At 41.0% G+C, this 20,672-nt stretch carries 15 protein-coding genes; 3 read left to right on the top strand and 12 right to left on the bottom strand.

Going from position 1 to position 20,672, the window contains the following annotated elements; all coding sequences use genetic code 11:
• Nucleotides 1-445: 445 nt before the first annotated feature.
• From AAGD16_RS00075 to AAGD16_RS00055, 5 genes are all read right to left on the bottom strand, one after another.
• Nucleotides 446-1,108, bottom strand: a complete 663-nt coding sequence (locus tag AAGD16_RS00075) for a flagellar brake protein (protein WP_016900037.1) — start codon at nt 1,106-1,108, stop codon at nt 446-448.
• Between the two features lie 24 nt (nt 1,109-1,132).
• Nucleotides 1,133-2,584, bottom strand: a complete 1,452-nt coding sequence (locus AAGD16_RS00070) for a TrkH family potassium uptake protein (protein ID WP_013463656.1) — start codon at nt 2,582-2,584, stop codon at nt 1,133-1,135.
• Between the two features lie 93 nt (nt 2,585-2,677).
• The gene (locus AAGD16_RS00065) at nt 2,678-3,292 is read right to left on the bottom strand and encodes a YigZ family protein (RefSeq protein WP_013463655.1); all 615 of its coding nucleotides are present in this window, start codon (nt 3,290-3,292) and stop codon (nt 2,678-2,680) included.
• 97 nt (nt 3,293-3,389) lie between these two features.
• Nucleotides 3,390-4,712: a Xaa-Pro dipeptidase gene (gene pepQ / locus AAGD16_RS00060; protein ID WP_013463654.1), complete on the bottom strand. Its 1,323-nt coding sequence runs from the start codon at nt 4,710-4,712 to the stop codon at nt 3,390-3,392.
• A gap of 117 nt (nt 4,713-4,829) precedes the next feature.
• Entirely contained in the window at nt 4,830-6,716 is a 1,887-nt protein-coding gene (locus AAGD16_RS00055) for a transglycosylase SLT domain-containing protein (protein WP_377112876.1), read from the bottom strand.
• A 303-nt stretch (nt 6,717-7,019) separates the two neighbouring features.
• Here AAGD16_RS00055 and fadB point away from each other — a divergent pair, with 303 nt between their 5' ends.
• The 3 genes from fadB to tusA all read left to right on the top strand — a co-directional run bounded on the left by fadB (nt 7,020) and on the right by tusA (nt 10,842).
• Nucleotides 7,020-9,179, top strand: coding sequence for a fatty acid oxidation complex subunit alpha FadB (gene fadB / locus AAGD16_RS00050; RefSeq protein WP_377112873.1), 2,160 nt, complete (start codon nt 7,020-7,022; stop codon nt 9,177-9,179).
• Between the two features lie 4 nt (nt 9,180-9,183).
• Nucleotides 9,184-10,353, top strand: a complete 1,170-nt coding sequence (fadA, locus tag AAGD16_RS00045) for an acetyl-CoA C-acyltransferase FadA (RefSeq protein ID WP_013463651.1) — start codon at nt 9,184-9,186, stop codon at nt 10,351-10,353.
• A gap of 249 nt (nt 10,354-10,602) precedes the next feature.
• Nucleotides 10,603-10,842, top strand: a complete 240-nt coding sequence (tusA, locus tag AAGD16_RS00040; protein ID WP_008112953.1) for a sulfurtransferase TusA — start codon at nt 10,603-10,605, stop codon at nt 10,840-10,842.
• Nucleotides 10,843-10,968: 126 nt separating this feature from the next.
• Here tusA and AAGD16_RS00035 read toward each other — a convergent pair whose 3' ends face one another.
• From AAGD16_RS00035 to dnaA, 7 genes are all read right to left on the bottom strand, one after another.
• Nucleotides 10,969-11,421 carry a hypothetical protein gene (locus AAGD16_RS00035; RefSeq protein ID WP_024601485.1) on the bottom strand — a complete coding sequence of 151 codons (453 nt, stop codon included), beginning with the start codon at nt 11,419-11,421 and terminating at the stop codon, nt 10,969-10,971.
• Nucleotides 11,422-11,500: 79 nt separating this feature from the next.
• Nucleotides 11,501-13,570 carry a glycine--tRNA ligase subunit beta gene (glyS, locus tag AAGD16_RS00030; protein WP_377112868.1) on the bottom strand — a complete coding sequence of 690 codons (2,070 nt, stop codon included), beginning with the start codon at nt 13,568-13,570 and terminating at the stop codon, nt 11,501-11,503.
• 2 nt (nt 13,571-13,572) lie between these two features.
• The gene (glyQ, locus tag AAGD16_RS00025; RefSeq protein WP_013463645.1) at nt 13,573-14,475 is read right to left on the bottom strand and encodes a glycine--tRNA ligase subunit alpha; all 903 of its coding nucleotides are present in this window, start codon (nt 14,473-14,475) and stop codon (nt 13,573-13,575) included.
• Between the two features lie 142 nt (nt 14,476-14,617).
• Nucleotides 14,618-17,044 (bottom strand): DNA topoisomerase (ATP-hydrolyzing) subunit B, encoded by a 2,427-nt coding sequence (gene gyrB, locus AAGD16_RS00020; protein WP_013463644.1) that lies wholly within the window; start codon nt 17,042-17,044, stop codon nt 14,618-14,620.
• 12 nt (nt 17,045-17,056) lie between these two features.
• Nucleotides 17,057-18,151: a DNA replication/repair protein RecF gene (gene recF / locus AAGD16_RS00015; RefSeq protein WP_028834900.1), complete on the bottom strand. Its 1,095-nt coding sequence runs from the start codon at nt 18,149-18,151 to the stop codon at nt 17,057-17,059.
• Between the two features lie 15 nt (nt 18,152-18,166).
• A complete protein-coding gene (gene dnaN / locus AAGD16_RS00010) occupies nt 18,167-19,270 on the bottom strand; it encodes a DNA polymerase III subunit beta (protein WP_058153948.1) in 1,104 nt (367 codons plus the stop codon).
• Between the two features lie 13 nt (nt 19,271-19,283).
• Nucleotides 19,284-20,672 carry a chromosomal replication initiator protein DnaA gene (gene dnaA, locus AAGD16_RS00005; RefSeq protein WP_010392708.1) on the bottom strand — a complete coding sequence of 463 codons (1,389 nt, stop codon included), beginning with the start codon at nt 20,670-20,672 and terminating at the stop codon, nt 19,284-19,286.

Below are 20,672 nucleotides of genomic sequence, written 5' to 3'. Positions count from 1 at the left end.
TACAGCCTGACTATTACAACTTCGATGCCAAAAATATAAAAACCATAATTTTCAATAAATTAACCAGCAACTAGCTGAAAATGGCGCTATTTAACTCGTTATTTTGTTGCTTTTTAGCAACAGTAGATAAGGCAATAAAATTAAAACAATAAAAATCAAAGAGTTGACTTTAAGGAAAACCCCACACAGTCGATGAGCAATCGCTAAAAAAGAGGATTAAATAAACAAAAAGGAAGGTGAGTTGAGTTTAATTTTGTTATAAACAAAAAAATTAGAATAAAAAAACATGTTTAACTAATTGTTTTTAATGAATTTATAAAATAAATTTGAAATGGCTTTTAAAAATAACAACAAAACATGGCTATTTGTTGCAAAAGAGCGAAAATGTTAGAGCTTGTTGATATTTTAGAATTGTAAAATGTTCAGCGTCGAAAGATAACAGGTCTTATACAATTTCAACTTCAAGTGCATTAGGGTCAATGAAGTGATCCCCCATCAGGGCTTTCATTTGCTCTTCACTGGCAAATAATCGAATTCCGCAATATATGCCCTTAGCATGTTTTTTCACACTGCATATTTGCCCTTCGTGCTTTGTATCTTCATCAAACACTACGATGCAACGCATATCTTTAATGTCGTCGATTTCTTGGGTTGTTTTAATATCAAACATAACACCCGTTAACGAAATATCTTTTATAACGCCTTCAAAGGAAGGGCGATCATCCGATAATTTTAACTTGGCTGGAAACAGCGTCGGTATACGCGCTTGCGAGCGCAGTTCAAATAGCTGTACTTGTGAAGGATAGTCGATAAACAATAACTTCGCCGGGTGAGATGCTACAGACATAAGCTGCTGACGAAACGCTAAAACATGCCCACCACTGCCCTCTATAAGCGCTCTTACCACCACCATCACACCATCGCGTAAATAATCACTTGCCATGGGGAGCCGTTTTGCATTGGGGTAATTTAAAATAATAAACTTATTTTCTAATAAGCCTATAAACTCTGTTTTTACGCGTCGGCTACTCGTGGGGGTGAGGATTTCTAAATCAACTATGCCACCCGTGACGATTTGGTTTAACTTTTCCAAATTGGTTTTTCGCATATTTCCTTCCTGATATTTATAACGTTATCCACGCCAAAATGTTGGGGTAAATAGCACAAGTAAGGTAAATATCTCTAAACGACCAAATACCATTGCCACGGTTAATATCCATTTTGCAGTATCGGTAATAGCGCCATAATGAGAAGCAACATCACCTAAACCAGGCCCAAGGTTATTTAAACACGCTGCCGTTGCTGAGAATGCCGTTATATTGTCTAACCCGGTGCCCATTAACGCTAACATAATAATAATAAAGACTAGTGCATAAGCCGAGAAAAAACCCCATACCGCTTCAACTACTTTATCTGGTAGCGCCTTTCGTCCTAACTTTATAGAGTATATAGCTCGAGGATGCACTAAGCGGTTTAGCTCTCGCACCCCTTGTAGATAAAGTAAAAACACGCGCACTACTTTCATACCGCCACCAGTTGAACCAGCACAGCCACCAATAAAACTAGAGAATATTAATAAAATAGGTAAAAACAAAGGCCAAGCAGAAAAGTTATCTGTGGCAAATCCTGCGGTGCTGCTTATAGATACAGCTTGAAACAATGCCTGATCGAGGGTTTCATCGCCATTGGCATAAACATCGTGAGATGAAAGTACCGTGAAACAAATCACCACCAGCGCGAGCTGAATACATAGAAACACTTTGAATTCAGGGTCACGAATGTAGACACTAATATTACGACTCGCTACAGCAGCATAATGCAGAGAAAAGTTAATGGCTGCGATAATTAAAAAGAACACACAAATAAAGTTAATTACTGGGCTATCAAAATGCCCCATTGAAGCGTCATAAGTAGAAAAACCACCAATAGCCACCGTAGAAAAAGCATGGCAAATTGCATCAAACCAATTCATGCCAGCGCTCCAATACGCCAAAGTACATGCAAGGGTAATAGACACATAAATATACCAAAGGTGTTTAGCGGTGTCGGCTATACGCGGGGTCATTTTGGAATCTTTAACGGGGCCTGGAATCTCAGCCCGATACAACTGCATACCACCTACGCCAAGCATTGGCAGGATTGCTACCGCTAATACAATGATCCCCATACCACCAAACCACTGTAATTGTTGGCGATAAAACAAGACCGATTTAGGCAGATACTCTATACCGGTCAGCACGGTAGCCCCTGTTGTGGTTAAGCCAGAAAAAGCTTCAAACACGGCATCGGCTAAAGAGAGGTTGGGTTCTTGTAAAAATACCAGCGGTAAGGAGGCAAACGCGCCTAGTACTAGCCAAAACAAAACCACGATTAAAAAGCCTTCGCGGGCTTTTAAATCGCCATGCTCATGCCTATTTGGGTAATAAGCCATTAAGCCAATAACAACACTGAATATAAAGGCTAAAACAAACGGCACCCCTCCACCATCTTTATAAATTAAAGACACTAGCGCTGGTGGCACCATAGTAATACTGAATAGCGCAACCAATTGGCCAAGAATTTTTATGATGGTACGAAATTGCATTGAGCGTATCGCTTTTTTATTAGTAAATTAAAATAACTACTGTATGACTCGAAATTTAATGTTTAATCATTAAATGGGATGAATGTAAGACTATTACTCTTTGATTGTTAACTCAACTGCGCCGTGGCTTAAATCAAAAATATCTTTGATGGCTTGCTGCGCTTGGCGACTATCAATGGTAATAGTCCACTCAATATTTGCAGTAAACTGTTTTTCAATATTAAGTACCTGAAAGTTCGTTTTTAAATGTTGCTCTATCGCCCCTTGCATACTGTATTCACTAAAGCCCACCAGCTCAGCGCTCGGCACTTTCACCACGGTTTGTAGTTTTGCTAAGGCATTATTGAGTGAACCACCATAAGCACGCACCAGCCCACCCGTACCGAGCTTTATACCTCCAAAGTAACGTGTTACCACAGCGGTCACTTCACCTAAGCCTGAGCCCACTAGCACATTGAGCATGGGTTTACCGGCGGTGCCATTGGGCTCCCCGTCATCAGAAAAACCATAAACATGGCTGCCCCCTGGGTTACCTGCAACATGTGCCCAACAATTGTGACGTGCATCACTATATTTTTCTTCAATATTTTTAATAAAGGCTTTCGCAGCATTTAGATCGGGCGTGTGACCTATATGAACGATAAAGGTACTTTTTTTAATTTCTTCTTGATGAAATACAGCTTCGGCTGGGTATTTATATTCAGACATAGCACTTACTTAGGCTTTAATTAAAAAAATGGGGCCAAAAGGCCCCTTTGTATCCGTTTATTTTAGCGCGTATTGGCTAACTCGTCTTTATAAGGATTTAGTCGAGTAATAAATTACGCGTCATATTTTCTAGGCTATCTTCGTGAACAATAATATTGTCCTCGATACGAATACCGCCAAAAGGTTTAAACGCCTCGACCTTTTCCCAGTTAATAAACTGCTTATTGTCTGTTTGTGCTAAATCACCTAATAAAGAGTCAATAAAGTACAAACCTGGCTCAATAGTAAATACTTGGTTTTTCTCAATTAAGCGAGTACAGCGCAAGAATGGATGACCCTCTGGTGGCGCTTGATGTGCCCCTGTTTCATCACGCATAAAACCACCCACATCGTGAACCTGTGCACCTAAATGATGCCCTAAGCCATGCGGGAAGAAAGTTGAGGTAATTTGACGCTCAACAATTTCGGCTGCAGGTAGTTTAACAATATCAAAATCACTTAATAGCTGAGCAATACGGTTATGACAATCAATATGCAGATCGCCATACAGTAAACCTGGCTTTAAGCTTTTTCCTAACTCAATTTGATGCGCTGTCATAGCGTTAACTAAGTCAGCAAACTCACCCTGCTTTTTAAAGTCGTAGGTACGGGTAATATCCGCAGCGTAACCATTAAAATTAGCGCCCGCATCAATTAAAAATGAATTATGCGTTTGTGGTGCTTTTGGCTCAAAATGGGTGTAGTGCAAAATAGCGCAGTTTTCGTTAAGTGCCACAATATTGCCATATGGCATTTCGTTTTCACTTTGGCGCGTTGCCATTAAGTAAGCTTGCTGAATATCAAACTCGCTACCACCATTAAAAAACGCATCACGCGCTGCTTTATGGCCATCAACCGCAATACGATTCGCATTACGTAAACATTCAAGTTCATATTGCGTTTTATAAGCACGGTGGTAATGAATATAGTTAAGTACTGGCTCAGGGTTCATAATACTAAAGCCAAGTGCTTGTGCTACTTCGAGGTATTCACCAATGTAGGCAAATTTAGCTTTATCGTAAGGTAGTAGCTTTTCAACCTGATCGGGTTGTAATAACAATTCAATATCGAAGTATTCTGCCCAAAAATCTCTTGGCTCATCAGGTACTTTATGCCAAAAATCAATTGGGCGATAAAAAATAAGTTTTGGCTTATCGCTACCATTTACCACAATCCAGCAATGTGGATTATCAATAACCGGTAGCCACGCTTTAAAATGAGGGTTAACTTTAAACGGGTAATACATATCATCTAAAAATTGGCGCTTAGCTTGGCCTGAATGAATGACTAATCCTTCTAACCCTTCTTGCTCACAAATAGTACGTGTACGCTGCTGCAATGTTGCAATATGTTCGGCGTATAAAACGGCTAATTTTTCCATAATAAACCCATCTGTTAAATTTAACTTGCTTTGAGTCTACCACTTATACACAAAGCGCTCAAAAAAGAGGGATACTTACTGTGTAAATATCCCTCTGTGGTTGTAGATTTATTTTTACTATCCGCCCATCGTCATTTCTAATATGGGGGCTAGAAGGTTTCCCTCCCGACCAAGGCGAGTATGATAAACCTGCCGATAAGCAAATACATTTTTTACATAATCTCGGGTTTCTCTGTAAGGAATAAGTTCAACCCATAGCTCAGCCGGCATTGCTTCTTCTGGTAACCAACGCTTAATACGATGATACCCAGCGTTATAAGATGCTGTAGCTAACACCTCATTGCCGTGGTTTTTCTTTTTTAAATACTGTAAATAACGAGTCCCAAGACGAATGTTGGTTTTTGGTTGATACAAACGACGATTAGAAACCGTGCCTTTATTAATATACTTTGCCGTACTCGGTAATAGCTGCATTAACCCGCGTGCATTTGCATGGGAGCGCGCATCAGGTGCAAATGAGCTTTCGCGACGTGCTATAGCAATACTCCAAGTTAGGTCAATTTTGCTTCGCTTGCTGTAACGCTCAAACATTTCTTGAAATGCAAAAGGGAAACGCAAATCCACATAATCCCATGCTTTTATTTTTGCTAGGGTGAATATAGTACTATCAAACCAATCCAGCTCGGCTGCAAGTACCGACGCAGCTAATTTTTCATCATCAGCTGAGGTATCAGTTAAATAATTCCACTCGCGTCGAGCAGCAGTAAAGCGCTCTAACTCATACAAAGCTTTGGCACGCTTAAAGCCCGGTGCATTACTCACTCTTGTTACTAAAGCTTGATTTACATTAACGGGCAACTCATTTAAATCAACCGGTATGCCCAAACGTGCAGCGGCTAAAAAGCCGTAATAATCACGATTAGCGGCCACTTTAGTCCAAATTGCCTTGGCTTTTTCATGATCTGCGCGTTTGTCATAACTATAAGCAAGCCAATACTGTTGCCCTAAGCTAAGATTTTCTTTACCTGTAAAAAATGCCGCAATTCCCTCCCAATCTTGGGTTTTGAGTAGATTAGCTAACTGCCATTGCATTAATTTACGATCTTGGCGCTCTTTGGGTACTTTATTTAAATAGAAGCTCGCTTGGCTATGGCCGCTCGACGCCAATGAAAGCGCAAAGGTATAATATACATCCGCTTTTTCATCATCAGTGTAATCAAATAACCCCTCAATTTTTTGCCATGCCTTTAATGCCAACTCTTTATCACGCCAAATTAAACGCTTAATACCGTAAAGCGCTATTTCACCCTCTTTCACTGTTTTGCGCTTATAACGGTATAACCCCGCCGCTGCACTTGGGTCACGTCTTACTTTTGAGTATAAATCGGCTAAGTAGCGCTCATTGGCTGGCAACAATGTTTTTAAATAAGGCAGTAAACGATAAGACCCACCTTGTGCCGCTAAAGTGACACGTTGCCAAACAACATCGGGCGTTAAATAACCATTTTGACGCCAGCGTTTAAAAAGGCCATCGCATTCACTTGGCTGCGACTCACCCACTGTCCATAAGTCGGTTACCTGATTGAGTATTGCTTTTTTAGGCGCACCAAGATCAAGCTGAAAAGTAAGGTGGGTACAAGTAAGCTCACTGTCAGAGGTTTCACGGTAGTTTTTAATAAACGCTGCTTTTTGATTTCTGCGTTTTAAATAGTTTAACCATGCTTTACGCACTGGCCACTCTAATGGCGTATGTTCATAAACAGTGAGAAAATTTTCTATCTCTGTTTGGTGGGCTAAGCTGGGGTAACGTTCCCAATAGGCTTTTTCAACATACGGTTTAAGCGGATGAGACAATGAATCCACCGCTTCTTTAAAATTTTGATAATTGCCATAGCGCGCCTGTTTTTCAGCGTCTAAAAATGCATCAATATCAGTTTTCGCGTTGGCAGAGGTAAAAGAAATAAATAGAGTCGCTGCCGCTACGCTTAATAAGTATTTTTTCATAATGTCCTTTAGGGCATAGTAACCTTCAAGGCTGACGAAGTGTGGCGAAGAGTAAGTAAACAACAGCACATACACAGCTGTACTATTTATTCTAATAAAACCCAAGCTATGAACACCAAGACAGCGCAATAAAATGAATAAAGAAAACTTTCAAACCCACCTTAGCACCAAACCAGCTATATTTTAACCAGACGTTTGTAACCAAGATAAATTTTTCGTTGCATTTTTAATTTAAAGCAAGCACACTGGTCTGAATATGAACTCATCGTACCAGTCTTAGTTCATCAACTAGGGAGAATAATAATGTTATATAAAAGCGATTCCTTTGAAGTTAGCTTCGTGAAGGAAAACATCGCCGAGTTTAAGTTTTGTGCTACAGGTTCTGTAAACACATTATCTCAACAAACTCTTTCAGATTGCGCGGCAGCATTAAAAGAATTAGCCGCTAACGCTGATATTAAAGGCATGATTTTTACCAGTGATAAAGACCACTTTATCATTGGTGCAGATATCTTCGAATTTTTACCTACTTTTACTAAACCTGAAGCAGAATTAGTAACGTGGATCAAAAATGCAACTGACGTTTTTGATGCAATTGAAGATTTACCATTCCCAACACTAAGTGTTATAAACGGCTTGGCGCTTGGCGGTGGCTGTGAGTGGGCACTTGCTACCGATTATCGTGTTGCAAGTGACTCAGCAAAAATGGGTTTACCAGAAGTTAAATTAGGCATAATGCCTGGATTTGGCGGTACAGTGCGCCTTCCGCGCATTATTGGTGCCGATAACGCGATGATGTGGATCACCACAGGTAACGAAAATCGCGCAGCTGATGCCCTTAAAGTAGGTGCGTTTGACGCAGTAGTTAGTGCCAACAAACTACAAGAGTCAAGCATAGCAACATTAGAATTAGCGATTGCTGGCAAGCTAGATTGGCAAGCAAAACGCGCTGTAAAATTACAACCGCTTAAATTAAACCGTGTTGAGCAAGGCATGAGCTTTGCAATGGCAGAAGGTATGGTAATGGGTAAAACCAAAGGCCACTATCCTGCTCCAGTTATGGCCGTTCGCACTATTAAAGCAGCAGCAAACTGCTCACGCGCCGAAGCAATGGCAATTGAAAATGCCAACTTTGCAAAGCTTGCTCGTACCAACGAAGCAGCCGCGCAAACAGGTATCTTTTTAGCGGATCAATACATTAAAGGTAAAGCACGTAAATTTGCTAAGCACAGCGATGTAGAAATTAAACAAGCTGCTGTATTAGGCGCAGGTATTATGGGCGGCGGTATTGCATACCAATCTGCTTATAAAGGTACACCAATCATAATGAAAGACATCCAACAGGATGCACTTGATTTAGGTATGGGTGAAGCGTCTAAGCTATTAGGTGCAAAAGTTAAGCGCGGCCACATGCCGATGGAAAAAATGCTAGCAACGCTTAGCAAAATCAAACCAACGCTTAACGATGCAGACCTACAAAACGCCAATATTATTGTTGAAGCGGTAGTAGAGAACCCTAAAGTGAAGCAAGCCGTACTTGCTGATCTTGAAAAGAATATGCCAGAAGGCACTGTGCTCACGTCAAATACATCGACTATTTGTATTGACCTACTTGCAGAAGCACTTGAAAAACCAGAAAACTTCTGTGGTATGCACTTTTTCAACCCAGTACCAAAAATGCCATTAGTAGAAATTATCCGTGGTGCAAAAACCTCAGATAAAACCATTAATGCCGTAGTTGATTACGCACTTAAACTAGGTAAATCGCCGATTGTTGTTAACGATTGCCCAGGCTTTTTTGTAAACCGTGTTTTATTCCCTTACTTTGCAGGCTTTAGCAAATTAGTGGTTGAAGGCGCTAACTTTGCAAAAGTAGATAAAGTCATGGAAAACGTATTTGGCTGGCCTATGGGTCCGGCTTACCTACTTGATGTAGTCGGTATTGATACTGCTTTCCATTGTACTGGCGTAATGGCTGACGGCTTCCCTGAACGTATGGCACGTGCAGAGAAAGATCCAGTGACTGTTTTTGCTAACGAAAAACGTTTTGGTCAAAAGAACAAAGCAGGTTTTTACAAGTATGAAACAGACCGTCGCGGTCGTCTTAAAAAATCGCATGACCAAACAGCGATTGAACTACTTGCACCAATTACAGACGCACCAAAAGAATTTGATAAACAAGAAATCATTGACCGTTGTATGATCCCAATGATCAACGAAGTGCTACTTTGTTTACAAGAAGGCATTGTTGCTTCTCCTCAAGAAGCTGATATGGCACTTGTATACGGTGTTGGTTTCCCTCCATTTAGAGGCGGCGCGTTCCGTTACTTAGATCAAACAGGTTTAGCTAATTTTGTTGCAGCAGCAGACAAATACGCTCACCTAGGTGCGATTTACCAAGTATCAGAGCAAACTCGCAAGTGGGCTGAAGAAGGCCGTATTTTCTATAAGGTGGAAGGTTAATATCATGAATAATCCAGTAATTGTAGATTGTATCCGCACACCAATGGGTCGCTCAAAAGGCGGCGTATTTAAAAACAAACGTGCGGAAGACTTAAGCGCTCATTTAATGAAAGGCTTATTAGAACGTAATCCAGCAGTTGACCCTGCGTCAATTGACGATATTTATTGGGGTTGTGTACAGCAAACTTTAGAGCAAGGTTTTAACGTTGCTCGTAACGCATCTCTACTTGCAGGCATTCCACATTCAGTGCCAGCAACCACAGTTAACCGTTTATGTGGCTCATCAATGCAAGCATTGCATGACGCTGCTCGCGCTATTATGACTGGCGCTGGCGATACTTACCTAATTGGTGGTGTTGAACACATGGGCCACGTACCTATGACTCACGGTAACGACTTTCACCCTGGCTTAGCAACATCAATTGCACAAGCTTCTGGCTCTATGGGTTTAACTGCTGAGTACCTTGCTACTATTCACGGTATTAGCCGTGAGCAACAAGATGAGTTTGCTTACCGCTCGCATCAACGTGCACATGCTGCAACAGTTGAAGGCCGTTTCCGCCGCGAAATTTTAGCAATGGAAGGTCACGATGCTGACGGTTCACTTATCCTTGTTGAAGATGATGAAGTAATTCGCCCTGAAACAACCGTTGAAGGCTTATCGCAACTTCGCCCAGTGTTCAACCCTGCTACGGGTTCTGTTACAGCGGGTACGTCTTCAGCACTTTCTGATGGCGCATCAGCTATGTTAGTGATGAGCGAAGAAAAAGCAAAAGAACTTGGCTTACCAATTCGTGCATATATTCGAGCGATGGCCGTTGCCGGTTGCGATCCATCAATCATGGGTTACGGCCCAGTACCAGCAAGTAAAAAAGCATTAGCACAAGCTGGTATTACTATTGATGACATCGATGTTGCTGAACTTAACGAAGCATTCGCAGCACAATCATTACCCGTACTTAAAGACTTAGGTTTAGCGGATGTGGTTGACGAAAAAGTGAATTTAAATGGCGGCGCTATCGCACTGGGTCACCCGCTGGGTTGTTCGGGTTCGCGTATTAGCACCTCACTTATTCACTTAATGGAAGACAAAAACGCAAAATACGGTTTAGCGACTATGTGTATTGGTTTAGGCCAAGGTATTGCTACTGTATTTGAACGTGTTCAAGACTAATTAGTTTTTAACATGTAAAACCAGCTTGGTGATTAAAAGGCGAACTAGCGCAAGTTAGTTCGCCTTTTTTATGCCACCCGCTTTTGCAGGTTTAAAATGAATAATGTGATCGGGTGCATTAAATTTATTTCAGATTATCTATTAATAAGTTGAGCTGTTTTGTTATACGTAAAATAGTTAACCAACAGCTTTATTTGCGCTAAACTACCCGACCTAACCAAGCCACGACTATTTTTACAGGTAATTTTTATGAGCTTTGATAACCCCGATCACCAATTAGATGCTATCGGCCTACGCTGCCCAGAACCTGTGATGATGGTACGCGCTGCAATTCGCAAAATGAGCGACGGCGAAACACTGCTTATTATTGCCGACGACCCCTCAACTACCCGTGATATACCCAGCTTTTGTACGTTCATGGATCACACGCTAGTGGCTAAAGAAGTTGAAGAATCACCGTATAGATATGTGGTGAAGAAAGGGTTGTAAAGCTATCAGCTATCAGCTATCAGCTATCAGCTATCAGCTATCAGCTATCAGCTCAAAATAAAAAACCGTGTTTGTTAAATCAAGCACGGTTTTTTATTTTATCTTTAAACTAACGACTGACAGCTTTTACTTCTTCGTTATCGTCACTTGCGGCTCATCGTAGTCACTAAAATCAATGCTGACTATATACGACCCTTTGATTGCGGGTGTGTAGCTAAAGTAATTATAAATGGTATTACAGTCGGCGCGTGTTGATTGGCCGAGTGTTAGGCTTTGCCCTGATGGCTGTGAATCGCTGTAGCCACAGTTAAAACCTTCACTAAAATCTGCATCCGCTATTTTAAATTCGTACACTTTGCCTGGGGTCGAAAACCTAACTTGGGCTTGGTAAAGCGCAGGCCCAACTTGTTTAAATTGATATTGAGGTTCGGCATCCCATAATGTGAAGTCCCCTCTTAAATAAATACTGCGATCCAATTCTTGCTGCGGCAACACGTCGTTAATTGAAATTTGGCTGGTACAAGCACTCAATAAGCCCACTAAGGCTAACGTGAAAATGCGTTTCATTGGGAGCTTCATGGTGAATCCTCTATTAACTAATATAAATAAAACACTAAAAAGCCAGCATTATGCTGGCTTTTTTAATAGCTGTTAGCTGTTATTTTTGTAATACAGAAATATCTGCAATTTCTAAAAATAACCCACTTAACTGACTTAAAAGCGCAAGGCGGTTTTGCTTAACCGCTTCATCGTCGGCCATTACCATGACATTGTCAAAAAAGTTATCAACACTGTCACGAATGCCTGCTAATTGGCTTAATGCCTCTTGGTAGTTTCCATCGCTGTACAGTGGTGCTAAATCAGTGGCAAATTTTGCAACTTGCGTAGCCAATACTTTTTCTGCGTCGTCACTTAGTAAGCTCTGATCAACATCACCTTGCGTTGTAATGTTGTTTTTAGCCAGAATATTACTTACACGCTTATTAGCGGCTGCAAGCGATTCTGCGGCGTCTAACGTACGGAAATGGCTCACGGCTTTAACTCGACGGTCAAAATCAACAGGCTTCGTTGGACGGCGCGCAAGTACCGCTTGAATTACATCTACCTCAATGCCTTCATCTTGATACCAAGCACGGAAACGCCCTAGCATAAATTCGAATACATCGGTTGATACATTTAGGTTAGTCAGCTTTTCACCAAACAAGGTTTGTGATTTAGCAACCAGGTCTAAAATATCAAGTGGTAGCTGCTTTTCTACCATGATACGTAATGCACCAATGGCCGCACGACGAAGTGCAAATGGGTCTTTATCACCTTTTGGTGCTTGGCCTATACCAAAAATACCCACCAGCGTGTCAAACTTATCAGCAATAGCCACTGCACAGCTGATCAAACTCGTTGGTAAGTTATCGCCAGCAAAGCGTGGCATGTACTGCTCGTTTTGCGCAACAGCGACATCTTCAGCTTCACCGTCATGACGTGCGTAATGCATTCCCATTACACCTTGTACGTCGGTAAATTCCATCACCATTTCGGTCATTAAATCGGTTTTACTTAATAAGCCAGCACGCGCTGCTAGTGCTTTATCTGCACCTAGTTGCTCTGCAATGTAACCGGCAAGTTCACTGATACGCTGTGACTTATCTTTAAGTGTGCCCAACTGCTTTTGGAATAAAACGCTGTCTAGCGACTCAAGTCGGCTTTCAAGTGTTTTCTTTTTATCTGTTTCAAAGAAGAACTGCGCATCAGCTAAACGCGGGCGCACTACTTTTTCGTTACCAGAAATAACCACACTTGGATCTTTACTTTCGATGTTAGAAACAAACAAAAACTTATTTAAAAGTTTGCCGTTTTGATCTAATAACGGGAAGTATTTTTGATCGTCTTTCATGGTGTAAATAAGCGCTTCGGCTGGCACATCTAAAAATGCTTCTTCAAATGTAGCTGTTAGCGTTACTGGCCATTCAACCAATGAAGTGACTTCTTCAAGTAAATCTTCATCCATAGCAACTACGGCATTAACTGCTTTTGCGGCGTCTTCTATTTGCGCACGAATTTGTGCTTTACGCTGTTCGTAGTCAGCTATCACGTAAGCTGATTTAAGTACGTCAAACACATCATCAGCATGGTTAATGCTAATTTTTTCTGGATGATGAAAACGATGGCCTTGCAGTTGATTGCTCACTTGCTTACCCAGTATCTCACCTTCTATTAGTTCACTACCCAGTAGAATAGTGACTGTATGCACAGGGCGAATAAATTGTGTTTTATTCGCGCCCCAACGCATTGGTTTAGGAATAGGTAATTTAGCAAGCGCTTTACTAATTGCATCAGCCATTAGTAATTTGGTTTCTTGCCCTGCTACTTTAGCAATATGTAATAACCATGCGCCTTTATCGGTTTCGAGTGTTTGCGCATCTTTTACTTCAATTCCACAACCACGAGCCCAACCCATGGCTGCTTTGGTTGGGTTGCCCTCAGCGTCAAATGCCGCTTTAGTTGCAGGGCCGCGTTTTTCAACTTCTTTGTCTTGTTGTTTAGCGTCTAGCGCTTTTACTTGTAAACCTAAACGACGAGGTGATGCATACCAGCTCACACCTTGGTGAGCAAGTTCTAAGCTTTCAAGTTCTGCTGTTAAGTTTGCAGCAAAGGCTTCGGCTAATTTACGAAGTGATTTTGGTGGCAATTCTTCGGTGCCAATTTCTACTAATAAATTTTCTGCTGACATGCTTACTTATCCTTACACAGCGGGAAACCAAGCGCTTCACGTGCATCGTAATAACTTTGTGCACACGCTTTTGATAATGCACGAACGCGTAAAATGTAACGTTGACGCTCGGTCACCGAAATAGCATGACGTGCGTCTAATAAGTTAAATGCGTGCGATGCTTTCATTACTTGCTCGTAGGCAGGTAATGGTAAGTTTGCTTCAATTAACTTTTGGCTTTCTGCTTCGCACTTATCAAACTGTGCAAATAAGTCTTCTACGTTTGCATGTTCAAAATTATAAGTAGACTGCTCTACTTCGTTTTGATGGAATACATCACCGTAGGTTACGCGCCCTAATGGACCGTCTGCCCATACTAAGTCGTAAATGCTATCTACGCCTTGAATATACATTGCTAAACGCTCTAGGCCGTAGGTAATTTCACCTGTGACCGGTGAGCATTCTAAGCCGCCCACCTGCTGGAAGTAGGTAAACTGGGTTACCTCCATGCCATTTAACCAAATTTCCCAGCCCAGTCCCCATGCACCCAGCGTTGGTGATTCCCAGTTATCTTCTACAAAGCGCACTTCGTGAGTGAGGGTATCAATACCCATCGCCGCTAAAGAGCCTAAATAAAGCTCTTGGATATTATCTGGAGATGGCTTTAACACAACTTGGAATTGGTAGTAATGTTGTAAGCGGTTTGGGTTTTCACCGTAACGACCATCGGTAGGTCGACGACACGGTTGAACGTAAGCGCTCGACATAGGCTCTGGGCCAATTGATTTTAAAAATGTTTGCGGGTGAAATGTCCCTGCGCCCACTTCCATGTCAAGTGGTTGAATAATGACACAGCCTTGCTGTGCCCAATAATCCTGTAAAGCCAGGATCAAACCTTGAAAGGTTTTAACGTCATATTTTTGCATATTTTGGCTTTTTACTATCTGAGAAGTAGCGTGAAAATTACCCTCAGTATACCTTGTGCACACTCAGGTTTTAAGCAGTTTGTGCAATTGAGAAAATAAAAAAGGAGCCTAAGGCTCCTTTTTTGTGATTAGCATAATTTAATTATACGTCTAAGTTAACCACACGCAGTGCATTCGTTTCTATGAACTCACGACGAGGCTCAACTTGATCGCCCATTAACGTGGCAAATAATTGATCCGCTGCAACAGCATCTTCAATCGTCACTTGCAACATACGGCGTGCGCTTGGATCCATGGTGGTTTCCCAAAGTTGATTTGGGTTCATTTCACCTAGTCCTTTATAGCGTTGAATATAGATCCCACGCTTAGATTCTGCGATCAACCATTCCAATGCATCCACAAAGTTATCAACAGGTTTTGTTTTTTCACCGCGTTGGATGTAAGCACCCTCAGTGATGATATTAGCAATATTTTTACCTGTTACAGCAATACGTTGGTAATCTCTTGAAGTAATAAAGTCATAATGAAGTACATGCGCTTTATCCACACCATGCTGACGAATATTCACAACAGGGTAATATAAATTACGCTCTGTATCGTGCTCAGTACCTGCGTGGAAAATAGTTGCATCTTCATCACGCGCAACTAAGTCATCAACAAGCTCTTTAGTCCAAGCAATTACCTTAGCCTCGTCTGAAAGGTCTTCTTTTTTCAGCTCGCTTTGGTAAATCAAACGGTTCATCACTGTGTTTGGATACTTACGCTTTAAGCGCTCGATAACTTTAACCGTGTTTTGGTAATCATGAACGATTGCTTCTAACGCTTCACCATCAACCGCTTCTGCACTATCACTCGTGTAAAGAGCAGCATTACTTAGCGCTAAAGATGTAAGGTAATCAACTAATGCAGGGTCATCTTTAATATAGCGCTCTTGCTTACCTTTTTTCACTTTATAAAGAGGTGGCTGAGCAATATAAATGTAACCACGTTCAACAATTTCCGGCATTTGACGGTAGAAGAACGTTAGTAGCAAGGTACGAATGTGAGAGCCATCCACGTCGGCATCGGTCATGATGATGATACGGTGGTAACGTAGTTTTTCTGGGTTATATTCGTCACGGCCAATACCACAACCTAATGCAGTAATTAGCGTTGCCACTTCTTGTGAAGAAAGCATTTTATCAAAACGTGCTTTTTCTACGTTTAAGATTTTACCTTTAAGCGGAAGAATCGCTTGATTCTTACGGTTACGACCCTGCTTGGCTGAACCGCCAGCTGAGTCACCCTCCACTATGTATAGTTCAGATTGGGCTGGATCTTTTTCTTGGCAATCAGCTAATTTACCTGGTAAACCAGCTAAGTCCATAGCGCCTTTACGACGTGTCATTTCACGCGCTTTACGCGCTGCTTCACGGGCGCGTGCTGCATCAATAATTTTGCCAACAACAATTTTTGCATCCAATGGGTTTTCCAATAAAAACTCAGTGAATTTTTCAGCCATTGCTTGCTCAACTGCCGACTTAACTTCGCTAGAAACTAGCTTGTCTTTTGTTTGTGATGAGAACTTTGGATCAGGTACTTTAACACTCACAACTGCAGTTAAGCCTTCACGCGCATCATCGCCCGTTGCATTACTGGTTGTTTTAGCTTTTTTGTTAAAGCCTTCTTTTTCCATGTAGTTATTGAGCGTACGCGTTAGCGCCGATCTAAAACCAGCTAAGTGAGTACCACCATCACGTTGAGGAATATTATTTGTGAAACAGTAAATGTTTTCTTGGAATGCATCATTCCACTGCATTGATACTTCTACACTAATACCATCTTCTTCACGTTCGTGAGTAAAATGGAATACCCCTTTATGCACTGGTGTTTTATTGCGGTTTAGGTATTCAACGAATGCTCTGATACCGCCTTCGTACTTAAAGTGGTCGCTTTTATTTTCTTCGCGCTCATCGCTTAATATGATACTTACACCTGAATTCAAAAACGACAGCTCGCGTAAACGCTTTGCTAAAATATCGTAATGAAAATCAAGGTTAGTGAACGTTTCGCCACTTGGCCAAAAACGAATTTCAGTACCATTTGTTTCAGAATCACCAATTACAGCTAGTGGTGCATCAGGTACACCCATAGTGTAAAACTGCTCATGAAGTTTACCTTCACGACGAATGGTTAGTTTTAATTTTTCTGATAATGCATTTACTACCGATACACCAACACCGTGTAAGCCACCTGATACTTTATAAGAGTTATCATCAAACTTACCACCGGCGTGTAGCACCGTCATAATTACTTCAGCTGCAGATACACCTTCTTCTTCATGTATAGAAGTAGGAATACCACGGCCGTTATCTCTTACAGATACCGAACCGTCTAAGTGAATAGTGACATAAATATCATCACAGTGACCCGCTAAGGCCTCATCGATAGAGTTATCAACGACCTCAAACACCATGTGATGTAAGCCCGTACCATCATCGGTGTCCCCTATATACATACCAGGACGCTTTCTTACTGCATCTAATCCTTTAAGTACTTTAATACTCGACGAATCATAATTCTCAGACATGGTTAATCCCACTTATCTTGTTATTAGGTTGCCATGTTTCACGTGGAACATTTTTAGTTCTCGTTGCATGGGTTCCACCACAGCAGAAATACTTTCAGATAAAATTGAAGAAATAAATATTTGAGAACTACAGTGAGTCAATAACTGGCCCACTTTCTCTTTTGTATCTTCGCTTAGTTCTGAAGGTAGATCATCTATTAGCAATATAGATTGCTTATCTGTCTCTGACTCAATTAAGCTATTTTGCGTTACTTTTAACGCATACAACAATAACTTTAATTGCCCGCGTGAGAATACATTCTCAACACTGCTGCCAGCGACACTAAAACTAAAATCAGCCTTATGAGGGCCTTTACTTGTAAAGCCTTGGCGAGCATCTCGCTCAAAACTTTGCTCTAACGCATCACAAAGAGATTCACTCTCTTTCCAGCCCGCATTGAAGCTAATTTCTAAATCGCGTATTAGCGTTAATTCTGCACACATTTTATCAAAAAATTGCTGCTTAAACCTAGTTATATACGCGATTCTTAATTTATTTATTTGTTCAGCCAGTCTAACAAATTCTTTGTCCCAAAACTTGATTTGGTCAAAATAATTCTTAGGCTTAGATTTTAATAAGGCGTTGCGTTGTTTAAGCACTTTATTAAACGATTGCCATAAGAAAAAAAACTCATGTTCCACGTGGAACAAACCTAAGTCTAAAAATTTTCTGCGCTCCTTAGGACCGCCAAAAAATAGTGAGTAGCTTTCTGGTGTTATTATTTGGACCGGCATTAACTGGGCAAGTTCAGATACTTTTCGACTCGCCTTACCCTGGATTTTTAAATTGGTTTCACCCGCTTGGGTTTTACTAATACCAATAGGGATAGATAAATCGTATAACGCTTTGCGGCCATGAATAACAAACTGATCTTGCTGGTGTGCAATAATACTTTTATGTTTAGAAGTTCGAAAAGATTTGCCGTGAGAAAGGTAATATATAGCCTCTAAAAGGCTGGTTTTTCCGCTGCCGTTTTCACCATAAATTATATTAACGCCATTAACTGGTTCTAGCGTCAGCGCCTCAATATTACGAAAATATTTGAGGCTCAAATGACTTAAGCTCATTATGTATTTATAATCTTATAAACGCATAGGCATAACGACGTACATCGCTTCTTCATCGCCTGCACCTTCTATTAGTGCACTGCTATTTGAATCGGCAAGTGTAAATAACACATCTTCAGTTTTTAATGTATTTAATACATCAAGCACGTAAGACACATTAAACCCTATTTCTAGGTCATCGCCCTCGTACATTACTTCAACTACTTCTTCCGCTTGTTCTTGCTCTGGGTTGTTAGCCGTAATTTTTAATAAACCGTTTGATAAATTTAAACGTACACCACGAAACTTTTCGTTCGATAAAATCGATACGCGTTGAAATGCATTACGTAACCATTCTCTGTTTGCTGTAATAACTTTATCGCCACCGCGTGGTAAAACACGGCGGTAATCAGGGAAACGGCCATCAACTAATTTACTCGTAAAAGTAAACTCAATATCAATAATACGGATGTGGTTAGCACCAAACTGAATAGTGACTAACTCTTGGTCGGCAACCATTAGGCGCATAATTTCTTGCACGCCTTTGCGCGGTATAATTAATTGGCGCTGTGTATTTAATGACTGACCTAGTTGCTTTTGTGCAATCGCTAAACGGTGCCCATCAGTGGCGACTGTTTTTATATCTCTGTTATCAACTTCAAACGACATGCCGTTTAAGTAATAACGCACATCTTGGTTTGCCATTGAAAAGTGCGTGCTTTCAAGTAATTTACGTAACTCTAAACGCGTTAGTTGAAATTCAACTTCACCATCCCACTGCTCTAAATTAGGAAAATCTTCAGCCGCTAATGTGGTCAATGAAAAACGACTTTTACCACTGGTTAAAAGTAACTGATGATCTTGTAAGCTTAATGTAAGATCAGAACCATCCGGTAAACTTTTACAAATATCGAGTAATTTTTTAGCCGGTAATGTGAGCTTGGTATCGGCAACATCATCACCTACAAACACGCTCGCCACTAATTCAATTTCAAGGTCGGTCCCTGTCATTGAAAGCTGGCCATTTTCTACCACGAGTAATACGTTAGATAAAATAGGTAACGTATGCTTACGCTCTATGGCACCCGATACTTGCACCAATGGTTTTAAAAATTGTTCTCTTGATATTGTTATTTGCATAATAAAGTCAGCCCTAAGATGACAATGTTCTTATTAAATTTTGGTAATCTTCTTTAATCTCGTGGCTTTCGTCACGTAATGATTTAACTTTGCGACACGCGTGCAGTACTGTTGTATGGTCACGCCCACCAAAGGCATCCCCAATCTCAGGTAAGCTGTGATTAGTGAGTTCTTTAGATAATGCCATGGCAACTTGGCGCGGCCTTGCTATAGAGCGACTGCGGCGCTTAGACAGTAAATCAGACACACGTATTCTATAGTATTCTGCTACCGTACGTTGAATATTGTCTATGGTGACTAGTTTATCTTGCAGTGCGAGTAAATCACGCAGTGCTTCTTTTACAAAGTCGATAGAAATTGGGCGGCCGGTAAAGTTTGCATTAGCAATTACACGGTTTAAAGCCCCTTCAAGTTCACGTACGTTTGAACGTAATTTTTTAGCGATAAAAAATGCCACTTCATGCGGTAAATTAATTTTACTTTGCTGGGCTTTTTTCATCAAAATGGCAACGCGTGTTTCAAGCTCTGGCGGCTCAATCGCGATAGTTAATCCCCAACCAAAACGAGATTTAAGGCGGTCTTCAACCCCTTCTATCTCTTTAGGATAACGGTCAGAGGTTAAAATAATTTGCTGGTTACCTTCTAATAATGCATTAAAGGTATGAAAGAACTCTTCTTGTGAACGTTCTTTATTAGCAAAAAATTGTATGTCATCAATCATGAGTGCATCAACACTGCGGTAATAACGCTTAAACTCTTCGATCGCATTATTTTGCAGTGCTTTAACCATGTCTTGCACAAAGCGTTCTGAATGCATGTAGACAATTTTAGCATCTGGCTTATTGGCCATAATACCGTTGCCTACCGCATGTAATAAATGCGTTTTACCTAAGCCCGTACCACCGTAAATAAAAACAGGATTAAATGCAGAGCCAGGATTATCTGCTACCTGAGTGGCAGCCGCTTTTGCTAATTGGTTAGATTTACCCTCAACAAAACTATCAAAGGTATAGTTTTCTTTAATGTTTGATTTATAACCAGATTTAGGAGCTGGCTCTACAACCGGTTTTTGTTCTCGAGGCGGTTGTTTTGCCGTTGATTGCGTGCTTGGCGCTGATTGTGTTTCAACCACTGGTGCAGCTTGTGCATTTAATAGCGGCTTGCTACCTACATCAAAGCGTAACTCGGGTGCTTCTACACCACAAATTTCTACCAATAATTCATTTATTCTATTTAAGTACTTCTCTCTCACCCAATCAAGTACGAAACGATTAGGCGCATAAATCGTCAAGGTATCTTCGGTACTTTCTGCTTGAAGTGGTCTGACCCACATACTGAATTGCTGCGAAGGCAATTCATCTTGCAATACATATAAACAACTTTGCCAAACCGACAGATACAC

It is taken from the genome of Pseudoalteromonas sp. M58 (genome assembly GCF_042604605.1).
GTDB lineage: Bacteria > Pseudomonadota > Gammaproteobacteria > Enterobacterales > Alteromonadaceae > Pseudoalteromonas > Pseudoalteromonas tetraodonis.
Note: the sequence above shows the minus strand (reverse complement) of the source record. Positions and strands in the feature narration are given on the sequence as shown.

Coding starts and splice junctions, on each gene's coding strand:
- AAGD16_RS00075 (WP_016900037.1), bottom strand. CDS start 1,108: ATGCGAAAAACCAATTTGGAAAAGTTAAACCAAATCGTCACGGGTGGC.
- AAGD16_RS00070 (WP_013463656.1), bottom strand. CDS start 2,584: ATGCAATTTCGTACCATCATAAAAATTCTTGGCCAATTGGTTGCGCTA.
- AAGD16_RS00065 (WP_013463655.1), bottom strand. CDS start 3,292: ATGTCTGAATATAAATACCCAGCCGAAGCTGTATTTCATCAAGAAGAA.
- pepQ (WP_013463654.1), bottom strand. CDS start 4,712: ATGGAAAAATTAGCCGTTTTATACGCCGAACATATTGCAACATTGCAG.
- AAGD16_RS00055 (WP_377112876.1), bottom strand. CDS start 6,716: ATGAAAAAATACTTATTAAGCGTAGCGGCAGCGACTCTATTTATTTCT.
- fadB (WP_377112873.1), top strand. CDS start 7,020: ATGTTATATAAAAGCGATTCCTTTGAAGTTAGCTTCGTGAAGGAAAAC.
- fadA (WP_013463651.1), top strand. CDS start 9,184: ATGAATAATCCAGTAATTGTAGATTGTATCCGCACACCAATGGGTCGC.
- tusA (WP_008112953.1), top strand. CDS start 10,603: ATGAGCTTTGATAACCCCGATCACCAATTAGATGCTATCGGCCTACGC.
- AAGD16_RS00035 (WP_024601485.1), bottom strand. CDS start 11,421: ATGAAGCTCCCAATGAAACGCATTTTCACGTTAGCCTTAGTGGGCTTA.
- glyS (WP_377112868.1), bottom strand. CDS start 13,570: ATGTCAGCAGAAAATTTATTAGTAGAAATTGGCACCGAAGAATTGCCA.
- glyQ (WP_013463645.1), bottom strand. CDS start 14,475: ATGCAAAAATATGACGTTAAAACCTTTCAAGGTTTGATCCTGGCTTTA.
- gyrB (WP_013463644.1), bottom strand. CDS start 17,044: ATGTCTGAGAATTATGATTCGTCGAGTATTAAAGTACTTAAAGGATTA.
- recF (WP_028834900.1), bottom strand. CDS start 18,151: ATGAGCTTAAGTCATTTGAGCCTCAAATATTTTCGTAATATTGAGGCG.
- dnaN (WP_058153948.1), bottom strand. CDS start 19,270: ATGCAAATAACAATATCAAGAGAACAATTTTTAAAACCATTGGTGCAA.